Annotated in this window: 17 protein-coding genes and 1 pseudogene; 11 read left to right on the top strand and 7 right to left on the bottom strand. The window is 71.1% G+C overall.

From position 1 onward, the window contains the following. A pseudogene (locus tag ACWEOZ_RS15275) lies at positions 1–162 on the top strand (integrase core domain-containing protein); the annotation flags it as partial. Here ACWEOZ_RS15275 and ACWEOZ_RS15270 read toward each other — a convergent pair. After that, complete coding sequence (locus ACWEOZ_RS15270) at positions 159–1,031, bottom strand: LysR substrate-binding domain-containing protein (RefSeq protein WP_451911285.1); 873 nt, start codon at positions 1,029–1,031, stop codon at positions 159–161. The pseudogene ACWEOZ_RS15275 and the gene ACWEOZ_RS15270 overlap by 4 nt on opposite strands. Before the next feature lie 91 nt (positions 1,032–1,122). Between ACWEOZ_RS15270 and ACWEOZ_RS15265 the strand changes: the two genes are divergently transcribed. Continuing rightward, positions 1,123–1,473: a YybH family protein gene (locus ACWEOZ_RS15265; RefSeq protein ID WP_451911298.1), complete on the top strand. Its 351-nt coding sequence runs from the start codon at positions 1,123–1,125 to the stop codon at positions 1,471–1,473. On the opposite strand, the gene ACWEOZ_RS15260 is transcribed toward ACWEOZ_RS15265, so the two are convergent. Further along, positions 1,470–2,150 carry a type 1 glutamine amidotransferase domain-containing protein gene (locus ACWEOZ_RS15260; protein ID WP_451911284.1) on the bottom strand — a complete coding sequence of 227 codons (681 nt, stop codon included), beginning with the start codon at positions 2,148–2,150 and terminating at the stop codon, positions 1,470–1,472. The two genes, ACWEOZ_RS15265 and ACWEOZ_RS15260, sit on opposite strands and share 4 nt — an antisense overlap. Before the next feature lie 127 nt (positions 2,151–2,277). Between ACWEOZ_RS15260 and ACWEOZ_RS15255 the strand changes: the two genes are divergently transcribed. The 6 genes from ACWEOZ_RS15255 (at position 2,278) to ACWEOZ_RS15230 (ending at position 4,937) form a co-directional block, all read left to right on the top strand. Then, positions 2,278–2,805 carry a CGNR zinc finger domain-containing protein gene (locus ACWEOZ_RS15255; protein ID WP_451911283.1) on the top strand — a complete coding sequence of 176 codons (528 nt, stop codon included), beginning with the start codon at positions 2,278–2,280 and terminating at the stop codon, positions 2,803–2,805. Between the two features lie 352 nt (positions 2,806–3,157). Further along, the gene (locus tag ACWEOZ_RS15250; RefSeq protein WP_451911282.1) at positions 3,158–3,337 is read left to right on the top strand and encodes a hypothetical protein; all 180 of its coding nucleotides are present in this window, start codon (positions 3,158–3,160) and stop codon (positions 3,335–3,337) included. Between the two features lie 17 nt (positions 3,338–3,354). After that, positions 3,355–3,543, top strand: a complete 189-nt coding sequence (locus ACWEOZ_RS15245; RefSeq protein ID WP_360815317.1) for a hypothetical protein — start codon at positions 3,355–3,357, stop codon at positions 3,541–3,543. A 19-nt stretch (positions 3,544–3,562) separates the two neighbouring features. Continuing rightward, the gene (locus ACWEOZ_RS15240; RefSeq protein ID WP_451911281.1) at positions 3,563–3,967 is read left to right on the top strand and encodes an STAS domain-containing protein; all 405 of its coding nucleotides are present in this window, start codon (positions 3,563–3,565) and stop codon (positions 3,965–3,967) included. A gap of 96 nt (positions 3,968–4,063) precedes the next feature. Continuing rightward, entirely contained in the window at positions 4,064–4,501 is a 438-nt protein-coding gene (locus ACWEOZ_RS15235; RefSeq protein WP_451911280.1) for an ATP-binding protein, read from the top strand. Between the two features lie 61 nt (positions 4,502–4,562). Continuing rightward, positions 4,563–4,937 (top strand): hypothetical protein, encoded by a 375-nt coding sequence (locus ACWEOZ_RS15230; RefSeq protein WP_451911279.1) that lies wholly within the window; start codon positions 4,563–4,565, stop codon positions 4,935–4,937. A 15-nt stretch (positions 4,938–4,952) separates the two neighbouring features. Here ACWEOZ_RS15230 and ACWEOZ_RS15225 read toward each other — a convergent pair whose 3' ends face one another. Genes ACWEOZ_RS15225 through ACWEOZ_RS15205 form a run of 5 tightly spaced genes read right to left on the bottom strand, consistent with a single transcriptional unit; the run spans position 4,953 to position 9,011 of the window. Next, positions 4,953–5,897, bottom strand: coding sequence for a quinone oxidoreductase family protein (locus tag ACWEOZ_RS15225; RefSeq protein ID WP_451911278.1), 945 nt, complete (start codon positions 5,895–5,897; stop codon positions 4,953–4,955). Further along, entirely contained in the window at positions 5,897–6,256 is a 360-nt protein-coding gene (locus ACWEOZ_RS15220) for a hypothetical protein (RefSeq protein WP_451911277.1), read from the bottom strand. The genes ACWEOZ_RS15225 and ACWEOZ_RS15220 overlap by 1 nt, the downstream gene beginning before the upstream one ends. Further along, positions 6,253–7,116: a DODA-type extradiol aromatic ring-opening family dioxygenase gene (locus ACWEOZ_RS15215; protein WP_451911276.1), complete on the bottom strand. Its 864-nt coding sequence runs from the start codon at positions 7,114–7,116 to the stop codon at positions 6,253–6,255. The genes ACWEOZ_RS15220 and ACWEOZ_RS15215 overlap by 4 nt, the downstream gene beginning before the upstream one ends. A gap of 9 nt (positions 7,117–7,125) precedes the next feature. Continuing rightward, complete coding sequence (locus ACWEOZ_RS15210; protein WP_451911275.1) at positions 7,126–7,905, bottom strand: citryl-CoA lyase; 780 nt, start codon at positions 7,903–7,905, stop codon at positions 7,126–7,128. Further along, complete coding sequence (locus tag ACWEOZ_RS15205) at positions 7,887–9,011, bottom strand: CaiB/BaiF CoA transferase family protein (protein WP_451911274.1); 1,125 nt, start codon at positions 9,009–9,011, stop codon at positions 7,887–7,889. The genes ACWEOZ_RS15210 and ACWEOZ_RS15205 overlap by 19 nt, the downstream gene beginning before the upstream one ends. A 191-nt stretch (positions 9,012–9,202) precedes the next feature. Between ACWEOZ_RS15205 and ACWEOZ_RS15200 the strand changes: the two genes are divergently transcribed. The 3 genes from ACWEOZ_RS15200 (at position 9,203) to ACWEOZ_RS15190 (ending at position 12,142) form a co-directional block, all read left to right on the top strand. Further along, positions 9,203–10,633, top strand: coding sequence for an amidohydrolase family protein (locus tag ACWEOZ_RS15200; protein WP_451911273.1), 1,431 nt, complete (start codon positions 9,203–9,205; stop codon positions 10,631–10,633). Between the two features lie 29 nt (positions 10,634–10,662). Next, positions 10,663–11,460: an IclR family transcriptional regulator domain-containing protein gene (locus ACWEOZ_RS15195; RefSeq protein ID WP_451911272.1), complete on the top strand. Its 798-nt coding sequence runs from the start codon at positions 10,663–10,665 to the stop codon at positions 11,458–11,460. Positions 11,461–11,530: 70 nt separating this feature from the next. After that, a complete protein-coding gene (locus tag ACWEOZ_RS15190) occupies positions 11,531–12,142 on the top strand; it encodes a GNAT family N-acetyltransferase (RefSeq protein ID WP_451911271.1) in 612 nt (203 codons plus the stop codon). Position 12,143: the final 1 nt, after the last annotated feature.

Raw genomic sequence — 12,143 nt, 5'->3', positions numbered from 1 at the left:
GCTCGACGAATGGGCCTACGCCCGCGCCTACCGCACCGAGACCGAACGCCGCCAAGCCCTGCCCGGGTGGATCCACTTTTACAATCACCACCGCGGACACACCGCACTCAACGGCCTACCACCCGCCAGCCGCGTCCCAACCTCACGGGTCAGTACAGCTAGATCTCGAAGGCGCGTCGGCAGTGGGGGAGCAGCGCCCGCAGCACCGTGCTCTCGCCGCGCCACACCAGCGCGAGCATCGCCGGCACCTCGACGTCCTCGATCGGCACCGACCGCACCCCTTCGTGCTCGGCCGTCATCGACGCGCTGAGGATCCCCACTCCCAGGCCGCGCGCGGCCAGGTCCAGGATCGCGCCCGGCGCGGTCGCCTGCAGCGCCACGGCCGGGCGGATCCCGGCGGCCGCGCAGGCCTGGTCGAGCACGCCGCGGACCCCGGTGCCCACCGGCAGGCAGATCAACGGGTACGCCGTCAGCCGGCGCAACGGCACTGCATCCCGCTCGGCCAGCGCATGACCCGGCGCCACGGCCGCGACCAGTCCTTCACTGACGATGGTCATCGACTCCAGCCCGTCCGGCATGCCGCCCGCCACCGCTGCCAGCGCGATGTCGAGGTGGCCGGCGCGCACGTTCTCGAGCAGCGCGTCCGAGTTGTCCTCGCTCAGCGCGATCGTGATGCGCGGGTGCCGGCGGTGGAACGAGGCCAGCGCGTCGAACAGGGGCGTCACCGTGCAGCCGGTGACCATGCCGATCCGCAGCTGGCCGCGGACCAGGCCGTTCACTTCGTCGCAGGCGGTGCGGATGGCCTGGGCGGCCGCCAGCGCGGTGCGGGCGTGCGGGAGCGCCGCGGCCCCAGCCGGGGTGAGGCGGACCATGCGGGCGGAACGGTCGAACAGGTCGGCGCCGAGCTCGCGTTCGAACTGGCGGATCTGGGCGCTGACGCCGGACTGGGTGATGTGCACGCGGTCCGCCGCGCGGGTGAAGTTGGCCTCCTCGGCCACCGCCACGAAGTATTCGAGCTGCCGCAGATCCATGAGCGCTGATACTAGCTACGACAAGAACTATCTGTTGGACTTGTCACTCCCGCGTGTCAAGACTAGTCGCATGACCGACCGCGAGAAAGCCATCAGGCCCGAGGATCTCACCCGGTTGTTCGTCGAGCGCGCGAACGCCAAGGACGCCGAGGGCATTGCCCTGCTCTATGAGGAGGACGCCGTCATGGCCTACCCGCCCGGGCAGCAGACTGTCGGGCGGGAGGCCATCCGCAAGCTGTGGGAGCAGGCCCTGCCGCACCTGCCCGCCTTCGAGCAGGAGCCGCCGCTGCCCACGCTGATCAGCGGCGAGCTGGCCCTGACCTCGACCCCGCCCAAGGACGGCTCGGGCGCCCGCGCCCAGGTGGTCCGCCGGCAGAGCGACGGCACCTGGTTGCGGGTGCTGGACCAGCCGGAGTTCGTCCAGCCGGACCGATCGGCTTAGAGCTTCGCGAGGATCGCCCGGCCCGCGGCCTCGGCGGAGGCCGGGTTCTGTGCGGTGATCAGGTTGCCGTCGACGACCACGTGCGACGCCCAGGCCGGGGCGGACTCGAAGACGGCGCCGCCGGCGCGCAGCCGGGTCTCCAGCAGCCACGGCGCGTTGTCCGCCAGCCCGGCCTGCTTCTCCTCGTCGTCGGTGAACGCGGTCAGCTTGCGGCCCTTGAAGAGCCAGTTGCCCGCCGCGTCACCGGCGGCCAGGAAGGCGGCCGGACCGTGGCAGAGCGAGGCGACGACCTTGCTGTCGTCCGGCAGCATCGCGGCCAGGATGCGGGCCACGTCTGGGTTGACGGCCAGGTCCTGCATCGGGCCGTGCCCGCCCGGGATGAAGACCGCGTCGTAGCCGGCCGGGTCGACGTCCTCGAGCCGGGCCGGCGACTCCAGCAGGTCCTTGACGGAGTCCAGGTACGCCCGCAGCTCCGGGCCGGACTCGTCACCCAGGCTGGCCTCGTCGGCGACCGGGACGCGGGCGCCCGGCGTCGCGATGGTGACGTCGTGGCCGGCCTCGATGAGCAGGCGGTACGGCGTGACGAACTCCTCCGCCCAGTACCCGGTCGGGTGCTGGGTGCCGTCCTTGAGACTCCACACCCGGGCACCGGAGAGCACCAGCAGGACAGATGACATCAGAACCTCCACGAGTCGACTTCTGCAGCCACCGTACGCCGGACGGACCTCACCTTCCACGTCCGGACGCTCCAACCGTTAGCACCGTCTCTTTTTTGCCTCTAACGCGAACCGGTAGGCTGAGGGTATGCAGGAGGACGTCTGCACCCCGGCGGTGTGCACCAACAGCGACCTCATCGTGGGCTTCGCCAACAGCGGCACCGAGCTGACCGCCTGGCTGACCCGGTATGCCGGCGAGCCCACGGTCGACAGGGTCGACGAGGTCGACGTCGTCGCCGCCCGTGATCTGCGGGCCGCTCTGCTGACGCTGCTGCGGGCGCACTCGGGCTGTGCGGCGGAGGACGAGGTGGCCGGGGCCCAGGGCTATCTGGAGCGCATCGCCGCCCGTTATCCGCTGGTCCCGCGGATCAGTGCCGAGGGCTGCACGCTGGCGCCGGCCCAGACCGGGGTGCTCGGGGTCTTCGGCGCGGTGCTCGCGGCGGTCACCAACCTGGCCTACCAGGGCGGCTGGCCGCGGGTGAAAGTCTGCAAGAACGTCGGGTGCCACGCGGCTTTCTTCGACAAGACGCGCAATTCCTCGGGGCTCTACTGCAGCCCCGCCTGCAGTTCGCAGGTCTCGATGCGGGCCTACCGGAGCCGGCAGCGCAGCGCTTGAGCGCGGGCAGATGTGAAGCCGCCAGGTCGCCGGGAGTCGCGCGTCGCTGAGTCGTACGCCTCATGTGCGAGCAGCTGACCACCCGGTTCGCCGCTGTACTGACCGCAGAACCTGCGGTTTTCGGGCGACCGGTGAGCCCGCCTGGCGACTCGGGCGTCAGCGTACACGGGTGGGGCGAACCGCCGGTCGGGCCGAAATCGCGTGCGGCTGCGGGCAAACGGATTCGTGCTACGGTGAGTGTGTTCCCGTTTCGAATCCGTTGACGTTTTCCGCGCCCGATGGGTATACGCACCCGTCTGGCGCTTTTTTCGTTTTCGCCGACGTCGCGACACTCCTCCAGACGGGCCAGAAAATGATCATCCAGAAGAGCGCCATCATCGCCAAGCTCCGCGAACGCGGCCAGAACGCCCGGGCCGACTGGGTCGACCGGGAGCTTCCCGACGACGTGGACCCGTTCCTGCACAGCGGTCTGCTGTCCACGCTGCACCTCGATCTCAAAGAGCTCGAGAGCCCGCCCGCCCCCACCTCATAAGAGCATCGGATCGGTCAATGAATTCCACGGACAACAACGACGCCGACTTGTTCCTCGCCCCGGCCGGAAGCGCCGCGCCGCAGGACAAGTCGGAGGTAGCCGACAACAGCGCCGAAGCGATGACGCGGCTGCGTGACCCGTTCGCGGTCGAGGGCGCCGAGCCCACCAAGCCCGGCGAGCGCCAGGCCACCGCCGAGGCACACTAGGCGTTCGGAAGGGTCGGCCATGGCTGCCTCGCGGATGACGTTCGCGGCCACTGCGGGGACCACGGTCCTGTCGGTGGTGACTGTGGAGTCCGGCCCGGTGACGATCCTGCGGGCCGCCGGCGACCTGGACATGGACACGTCCGGCCGGTTCACCCGGCACCTCGCCCGAGCCGTTGCCGTGTTCACGCCCCGGGTCCTGATCGTCGACCTGGCTGATCTCAGCTTCCTCGGCGCGGCCGGTATCACCGCGCTGCTCGACGGCGGTGACCGGGTCGGCCGCGCCGGCGGACAGCTGCGGCTGCGCCGGCTGTCCGGACCGGCCCGCCTGGCCCTCGGGGCCGGCCGCACCCTGGATCTGTTCGACGTCGAGGACGAGCCGGCGGTGGGCACGGACTGCCGGTCCGGACGAACGATGGCAGACTGACCCGGTGCAACGCCGGTGCCCGGGGTTGTCCGGTAGGCGCCCAGGACTGTCCCGCCCACCGTCCGCCGCCGGTCCGCTGGATTGACGTTGCCATCTTTGCCCGCTCGGGACGACTCCGCTCCGGAGGAATCCGCCGGCGGCCGCCTCGCCGTGCTGGACGACGTCCCGGCCACGGGCTCGGCCTGCGGGGTGGGGCGCCGGTTCGTGGCCGACACGCTGCGCGGGTGGGGAGTCCCCGAGGATTTCGTCGAGATCTCGATGCTGATCACCAGCGAGCTGGTCGCGAACGCGGTCAACCACGCCCCGCCCCCCGGCTATCTGCAGGTCCGGGCGGACGATGAGCGAATCCGCATCGAGGTCAGCGACACCGGCGACGCCGAGCCCCGGATGGTCCGGCCGGGTGACGCCGTGGCCGGCGGCCGGGGGCTGCTGCTCGTCGACCGGCTCGCCACCCGCTGGGGTTGGGACCTCCGATCCCCGGGAAAGGTGGTCTGGTGCGAGGTGAGCCTCCCGGCCGCCTCGCCGCAAATGTAGGCTGCGATTCGTGGGTGATTCGGAAGCTCCGGGTGACCGACAGAGGGTCAGGGCTGCGGGCTTGGACGAGTGGGAGCGCCGTCTCGACGCACGCGAGCGGGCGGCGGACGAGCGTGACCGGCGTGCCGACCAGCGCGAGCGGGACGCTGACCGGCGTGAGCTGGAGGCGGACTCGCGCGAGGTCGAGGCCACCGACCGGGAGCGCAAGCTCGACGACGAAGCCGAGCACCAGGGCGAGCGGACGGTGGACCCGATCGGGCGGTTCCGGGACGCGATCGAGCGCACCTCGGCCAAGACCGACCGCAGCAACGAGTTCCTGCAACGCTCCCGCGCGGCGGTCCAGCGCGGCGTCGACCGCATCGACCGGGTCCGCCTGGAGACCTCCCGCTCGGCCGAGGAACGGGCCGACAGTCAGCCCGAGAACGCCGACGACTGACCGCGCGTTGTCAGGTTACGGAATGACGACCATCCGGCGGTCGGTGCGGTGCCAGGCTGTGGTGACGTCGCTCAGCCGTACCGTCTCGTGGTCGGCCGTCAGGCGGCCGGCCGCCGCGTGCGCGGCGATCAGGGTGAGGGCCGCCGACCGTTGCGCCGGGGTCAGTTCGTTGTTGGTGTAGCCGAGGATGCGCAGCGAGCCGGCGCGCAGCGTCGCCGAATCCAGCGGCGCGGTCTCGCCTGCCGCGCTGCCCAGGTTGACCAGCCGGCCGCCGGGCCGCAGCGTCCGCAGAGCGGCCGCCGCCGGGATCCCGAACAGCGGGTCCAGGACCAGATCGACCGGGCCGTCCGCGGCCGACTTCAGCCGGACTGCCAGCTGGGCGACATCGTCGCCGTCCTTCAGCGGTACGACCTCAGCCGCCCCCGCCCGCGCAGCCCGCTGCCGTGCGGCGTGGGAGCGGGCCGCCGCGGTCACCCGGCCCGCCCCGGCCAGCAGGGCCAGCTGCACGGCGGCCTGTCCGACCACGCCGCCCGCGCCCAGGACCAGCACGTGCTCGCCCGGCTGCAGCTCACCGCGCCACGTCAGGGCCATCTGCGCGGCCACCGCCGACAGCCCGAGCGCCGCGATCAGCCGGTGGTCGACGTCGTCCGGCAGTTCCACGGTGTCGGCGGCGCGCACGGCTGCGTACTCGGCGAGGCTGCCGTCACCGGGGCGCATGCCCGCGGTCGTGGGGAACCAGACCGCGGTGCCGTCGTCGCGGGTGCCCACGCCCTGCACGCCCGGGATGTACGGCGTGGCCGGGGCGCCGAAGTACGACGTGCCGGACGCGCACAGCCGGTCCAGCGGGGTGATGGACGCGGCGGTGACCCGTACCAGGATCTCGTCCGCGGCCGGCACCGGCACCGCCCGGTCGCCGACCTCCGGGGGTGCGCCGCAGGCGTGCAGGAGCGCGGCCCGCATCACGTGGCGATGTCCGGGTACGGCAGCTCGAAGTGCGCCAGCCGCGCCCCGAACGCCTTCTGGTATTCCAGCGGCCCGTGGTCGCGCTCGAACATCGCGATGAACAGGGTCAGCGTCAGGAACGGGTGCGCGCCCAGCGCGAAGAGCGTGACGTGGTCGTGCGCGGCCAGCGCCTCGCGCTCCTCGTCGGTGAAGCGCAGCCACGTGCTGGCCTCACCGGCGTGACAGTTCAGCACCTTGTTCGCGCACTCGGCCTCCCACCACGTCACCGTGCCGCGCGGGTCCTCGCGGTACCGCTCGACCAGCTCGGGATCCCGGTCGACGTAGTACAGGAACTTGTCGAGCAGGTACTTACTCATGCGTCCACCCCGTTCGGGTACCAGGTGAAGTACGCCTCCATGGTGTGGAACAGGTCGAGACTGTCCACATAGTCGGCCTTCTGGCCGGCTCCCGCGACGCCCATCATCAGCATGAAGTCCATGAAACCGTGGGTGGCGTTTCCGGGGGAGTGCAGGCTGTCCAGGGTCACCTCGGCCAGGCAGCGGTCCAGGTCACCGGTGGCGATCCACTCGACGGCCTTGCGGTCGAAGTCGGGGTCCGGCCCGTGCGGCCCGAACTGGCGTGGCCCGCCCAGCTCCAGGGAGAGGTGGCCGGTGCCGATCACCGCGACCCGCAGGTGGCTGGGCCACGACTCGACGATGTCGCGGATGGTCCGGCCGAGCTGGACGAAGCGCTTCGGCTGGGGCAGCGGCGGCGCGAAGATGTTGGTGTAGATGGGCACGATCGGCAGGTCGGCCTCGGGCCGCAGCGTGATGATCGGGCAGGTGATGCTGTGGTCGATCCGCAGCTCGTTGCTGAACGCCAGGTCGAAGCCTTCGTCCAGGCCGGCCCGCAGGATGTGCGCGGAGAGGTCCTCGTTGCCCTTGAGCAGCATCCGGGGCAGGCCGAACTCGCGTTCCTCGTTGTAGAAGTTGGCGTCGTAGAACGGCGCCTTGCCCACCAGGAACTGCGGCATGTTGTCCAGCCAGAGCTGGTGGAAGTGGTCGGAGCCGACCATCACCAGCACGTCCGGGCGGGCTCGGGTCAGCGTCTCCCGGAACGCGGTGATCTTGCGGACCCACTCGTCCGCGAACGGCGGGCGGTCCTCGCCGGTGGCCGTACTGGCCTTGTAGTAGAAGGGGTGGTGGGTGGAAGCGATCACCGCGACGACGGTGGCCATGGCGGCTCCTCAATCCTCGTAGACGGCGTTGCGGTCGACGGTCAGATAGACGTCCATGCCGATCGGGTTGCGGCGTTCCTCGGCCAGGTGGCCGAGCAGGCCAGCCGCGCGGGCCAGCAGCGCGAAGCCGCGCAGCAGATCGACAGGCAGGCCCAGGTCGGCCAGGGCCGCGCCGCAGACGCCGGCCCCGTTCAGTGGCAGGGTGCGGTTGAGCACCTGCGGGTGCACCCGGCCGATGGCCTCGAACAGGCGCAGGTGCGGGCCGCGCAGGCCTTCCTCCTCCGCGATGCGGATCAGGACCGGGGTACGCGGATCCTGCTTCTTGTGCACCGGATGCCCGAGCCCCGGCACGAACTTCTTCGCGGCGCGCGCTTCGGTGACCGCGGCCAGCGCGAGGGCGTCGAAGCCCGCGTCGTCTTCCGGTACGCCGTCAGCCAGCACTCCGCCCAGGAACCGTCCACAGTCCTCGGTCACGCCCAGGAAGCGCGAGCCGCCACCGAGCAGGCCCGCGGCCAGTGCGCCCTGCAACGACTCCGGCGCGCTCAGGTAGGTCAGGCGGGCGGCGATCGCGGTCGGCGTGAAACCGTGGTCGGCCAGCGCGACCAGCACGGTCTCGAAGACCCGGACCTCACCCGGCGTGGGGCGGCGGCCGGCCACCAGCCAGTACGCCAGCTCGCCGAAACCCACCTTCCCCATCAGGTCGGCCGCCAGGTCCTGCCCGAGCAGCCGGATGTGGTCCTCGTCGGAGGTGCCGAGCCCGGTCGGGAACCTCAGTCCTTCGTCAGCCACGCGCGAATCTCCTCACCGTGTTCGTCGAGCCCGGGCGGGGGCAGCTCGTAGCTCGCCGGGGTGCCGGAGAACGTGATCGGGTTGCGGACCCCGGGCACCCCGCCGGTCTCGACCACCGGGTCCAGCCCGAGCTCGGCGGCGAGCGCCACGCCGCCGTCGATCGTGTTGATCGGGGCGCAGGGCACCCCGGCCGCGAGCAGGTCGCGGAACCACTCGTCCTTGGTGCGTTTGCTGAGCCGTTCCACCAGCAGCGGGCGCAACGCCTCGCGGTTGGCCGTACGGTCCTGGTTGCGCCCGAAGCGCGGGTCGTCCGGCAGGTCGGCCAGATCCAGCACCTGGCACAGCTTGCGGAACTGGCCGTCGTTGCCGGCGATGACGATGAGCTCGCCGTCGGCAGTGGGCAGCGGCTCGTACGGGAACAGGCTCGGGTGCGCGTTGCCCATCCGGAACGGGACCGTCCCCCCGGCGACGTACGCGCTGGAGTGGTTGACCAGCCCGGACAGCGCGGAGGAGAGCAGGTTGACCTCGACGTGCTGGCCGGCGCCGGTGGCCCCCCGGTGGTGCAGCGCGGCCAGGATGCCGATGCTCGCGTGCAGCCCGGCCATCACGTCGAAGACGGAGATGCCGGCCCGGTACGGCGAGCCGTCGGGGTCCCCGGTCAGGCTCATCAGCCCGGAGATCGCCTGCACCATCAGGTCGTAGCCGGGGTAGTTCGCTCCCGCGCCGGAGCCGAAGCCGCTGATCGAGGCGTAGATGATCTTCTGGTTACCGGCCGCGACCGTGTCGTAGTCCAGCCCGAAGCGCTTGAGCCCGCCGGGCCGGAAGTTCTCGATCATCACGTCGGCCCGCCCGGCGAGCCGCTGGGCCACGTCGAGGTCCTCGGGCTTCTTGAGGTCCAGGGCGATCGAGCGCTTGTTGCGGTTGATGCCCAGGTAGTAGGTCGAGACGCCGTCGCGTACCGGGGGCATCCAGGTGCGGGTGTCGTCGCCGGCCGGGCCCTCGACCTTGATCACCTGGGCGCCGAGGTCGGCGAGCAGCATGGTCGCGTACGGGCCCGCGAGGATCCGGGAGAAGTCCGCGACGAGCAGTCCGCTGAGGGGTCCCATGTGCCGCCTTTCCAAGGTCTGACCGCTAGACGGACAAACGTCCGCGCCATTGCAGTCTCGACTCGGGAGCGTTGGGCTGTCAACCGTCACTGCGCCGAAACATGCCCTTGACACTCCTGGTGAGCCGCAACACACTGGCGCCGAGGCAGTGACCGTCAGACGGACGTCTGTCCGGAGGGAGTTGACCGGGAATGACCGACAGTGTTCTGTTCCGCAACGGCACCGTGCTGACGATGGACGATCGGCACACCGTGCTGCCGGGCGCCGACGTGCTGGTGATCGATCAGCGCATCGCCGAGGTCGGGGTCGGGCTCACCGCCCCCGAGGGCGCCACGGTGATCGACGCGACCGGCGGCATCCTGATGCCCGGCATGATCGACACCCACCGGCACATGTGGCAGACGGCGATGCGCGGCTACGGCGCCGACTGGACCCTGACGCAGTACTTCGTCTGGTATTACCTGGAGTCCGGCAAGCTGTTCCGCCCCGAGGACATCCACGCGGGCAACCTGCTCGCCGCCATCGAGGCGATCGACGCCGGCGTCACCACCACGGTCGACTGGTCGCACGGCCTGCAGACCCCGCAGCACGCGGACGCCGCGGTCGACGCCCTGCAGGCGGTGCCCGGCCGGTTCGTGCTCGCCTACGGCAACATCCAGCAGGGCCCGTGGCAGTGGTCGGCCAGCCCCGAGTTCCGCGACTTCGTCAGCCGGCGGATCACCCCGGGCGACGACATGCTGGGCTTCCAGATGGCCTTCGACGTCACCGGCGACCCGGCCTTTCCCGAGAAGGCGGCCTTCGAGGTGGCCCGCGAGCTGGGCGTGCCGGTCACCACCCACGCCGGCGTGTGGGGCGCGACCAACGACGACGGCATCCGGCTCATGCACGAGAACGGCTTCATGACCCCGCAGACCATCTACGTGCACTCCGCGACGCTCAACCACGACTCGTACCACCGGATCGCCGCGACCGGCGGCTCGGTCTCCGTGGCCACCGAGAGCGAGCAGAGCGCCGGTCAGGGCTACCCGCCCACCTGGACCCTGCGCGACCACGGCATCCCGGTCTCGCTGTCGATGGACACCAGCGTGTGGTGGAGCGGCGACCTGTTCTCGGCGATGCGCACCACGCTGGGCGCGGACCGCTCCCGCGAGCACATGGAGGCGCACAGCCGGGCCGAGACGGTGACGCACCTGCACCTGCGGGCCGAGCAGGTCGTGGACTGGGCCACCCGCGGCGGCAGCAAGGCGCTGGGGCTCGACTCGGTCGTCGGCAGCCTGGAGGCGGGCAAGAAGGCCGACATCGTGCTGCTCAAGAACGACGACTCGCCGGTGATGTTCCCGATCCTGCACCCGTACGGCCACGTGGCCTTCCAGGCGCAGCGGGGCGACGTCGACACCGTGCTGGTCAACGGCAAGATCGTCAAGCGGGACCACAAGCTGGTCGGCGTGGACCTGGCCGCCGCCCGCGAGCAGGTCGGCCGGACCGTCGAGCACCTGCGGTCGACGATGGGTGAGGACGCCTGGGCGCGCGGGATGAACCCCGACGTGCCCGAGACCAAGGTGAAGGACAACCCGTACACGTACACCGAGTGGGACGCCGGCTCGGCGCAGTGGAAGCATTAGCTGTCCGACGATCACGAGAGGGGGCCTCGATGGCACGGGAAACCGGTCCTGACTTCATCGAGGCCCTCGCCCGTGGGCTGGACGTGGTGCGCAGCTTCCGGCCGGGCCGCCGGGTGTCGACGCTGAGCGAGATCGCCGCCGACACCGGACTGGCCCGCCCCACCGTGCGCCGGATCCTGCTGACGCTCACCGAGCTGGGCTACGTACGGGCCGTCGAGCGCGGCTACACGCTGACCCCGCGGGTGCTCGAGCTCGGCATGGCCTACGTGAACTCGCTGGACATGTGGGACGTGGCCCGCCCGCACATGGAACGCCTGGTCGCGCTGACCGGCGAGTCCACCTCGATGGCCCAGCTCGACGGCTCCGACATCGTGTACGTGGCCCGGGTCGCGGTGCCCAAGATCGTCACGCTGGCCGTGTCGATCGGCACCCGGTTCCCCGCCGCCGCTACCTCGATGGGCAAGGTGCTGCTGGCCGCCCTGGAGCCCGCCCAGCTCGAGAAGGTGCTGGCGGAGCCGGGCCGCTCCGGCATCAACGCCCGCTGGCAGCCGGACCGTGCGGCGCTGGACGCGACCCTGCGCGAGGTGCGCGCCAAGGGCTGGGCCCTGGCCGACCAGGATCTCGCCCTGGGCATCCGGTCGATCGCCGCCGGCGTCCGCAACGGCGACGGCAAGGTGGTCGCCGCGCTCAACGTCACCGTGCACGCGGCGGAGACGTCTGTCGATAAATTGACAGGCGAGTATCTGCCGTTGCTGCTGCATGCGGCCGCAGACATAAGCCACGACTGGTCTTTGCTGGATACCGCGCCGATGGTGGTCCGGGGCTGACCGGCCCGGCCCGGCTTTCTTAAGGCTCCCCTACTGGCAGGAACCGGTCGCTTACGGGCAGGATCGGCCCATGACGACCGCCGGCCGCCTGCCCTACCCGATCGCCCTCACCGGAGACGGCATCTCGCTGCGCGAATGGCGGGACGAGGACCTCAACGATCTGGTGCGGCTGCTCGACGAGCCCGAGATCGCGCGCTGGACGCCCATGCCGTCCCCGTTCGATCTCGAAGCCGGCGTGGCGTACCTGAAACGGGCCCGGCAGAGCCGCGCCAGCGGCCAGCGCATCCAGCTGGCGATCACCGTCGACGGCACCCGGCCGGTCGGCGAGGTGCTGCTCTTCGGCGTCGACGCCGGCGTACGCGAGGCCGAGCTGGGCTATCTGATCGGGGCTGAATACCGCCGACGCGGCCTGGCGTCGACCGCCCTCTCGCTGCTCTCCGGGTATGCCCGCAGCACGCTGGGCCTGAACCGCCTCGTGCTGCGCATCGACCCGGCCAACACGGCGAGCTGTGCGGTGGCCCGGCGCTGTGGCTACCGGCTCACCGGCGAACCACCCATCCTCCAGGAAGGCCCGTACGGCCCGAGCAGCCTCGACACCTGGGAGCTGGTCTCGACCGGCGGCGGCACGCGCCTGGAACGACTGAGAAATGTCGCAGCCCGGCGCTACGGTCGACGCGGGTGAA

Source organism: Actinoplanes sp. NPDC004185, from assembly GCF_053603475.1.
This window is presented reverse-complemented; position numbering and strand designations above follow the sequence as displayed.

Bases quoted from the DNA above. Each gene is read 5' to 3' on its own strand.
- ACWEOZ_RS15220 (WP_451911277.1), bottom strand. From the start codon at position 6,256: ATGAGTAAGTACCTGCTCGACAAGTTCCTGTACTACGTCGACCGGGAT.
- ACWEOZ_RS15250 (WP_451911282.1), top strand. From the start codon at position 3,158: ATGATCATCCAGAAGAGCGCCATCATCGCCAAGCTCCGCGAACGCGGC.
- ACWEOZ_RS15225 (WP_451911278.1), bottom strand. From the start codon at position 5,897: ATGCGGGCCGCGCTCCTGCACGCCTGCGGCGCACCCCCGGAGGTCGGC.
- ACWEOZ_RS15270 (WP_451911285.1), bottom strand. From the start codon at position 1,031: ATGGATCTGCGGCAGCTCGAATACTTCGTGGCGGTGGCCGAGGAGGCC.
- ACWEOZ_RS15255 (WP_451911283.1), top strand. From the start codon at position 2,278: ATGCAGGAGGACGTCTGCACCCCGGCGGTGTGCACCAACAGCGACCTC.
- ACWEOZ_RS15200 (WP_451911273.1), top strand. From the start codon at position 9,203: ATGACCGACAGTGTTCTGTTCCGCAACGGCACCGTGCTGACGATGGAC.
- ACWEOZ_RS15260 (WP_451911284.1), bottom strand. From the start codon at position 2,150: ATGTCATCTGTCCTGCTGGTGCTCTCCGGTGCCCGGGTGTGGAGTCTC.
- ACWEOZ_RS15190 (WP_451911271.1), top strand. From the start codon at position 11,531: ATGACGACCGCCGGCCGCCTGCCCTACCCGATCGCCCTCACCGGAGAC.
- ACWEOZ_RS15205 (WP_451911274.1), bottom strand. From the start codon at position 9,011: ATGGGACCCCTCAGCGGACTGCTCGTCGCGGACTTCTCCCGGATCCTC.
- ACWEOZ_RS15195 (WP_451911272.1), top strand. From the start codon at position 10,663: ATGGCACGGGAAACCGGTCCTGACTTCATCGAGGCCCTCGCCCGTGGG.
- ACWEOZ_RS15245 (WP_360815317.1), top strand. From the start codon at position 3,355: ATGAATTCCACGGACAACAACGACGCCGACTTGTTCCTCGCCCCGGCC.
- ACWEOZ_RS15215 (WP_451911276.1), bottom strand. From the start codon at position 7,116: ATGGCCACCGTCGTCGCGGTGATCGCTTCCACCCACCACCCCTTCTAC.
- ACWEOZ_RS15240 (WP_451911281.1), top strand. From the start codon at position 3,563: ATGGCTGCCTCGCGGATGACGTTCGCGGCCACTGCGGGGACCACGGTC.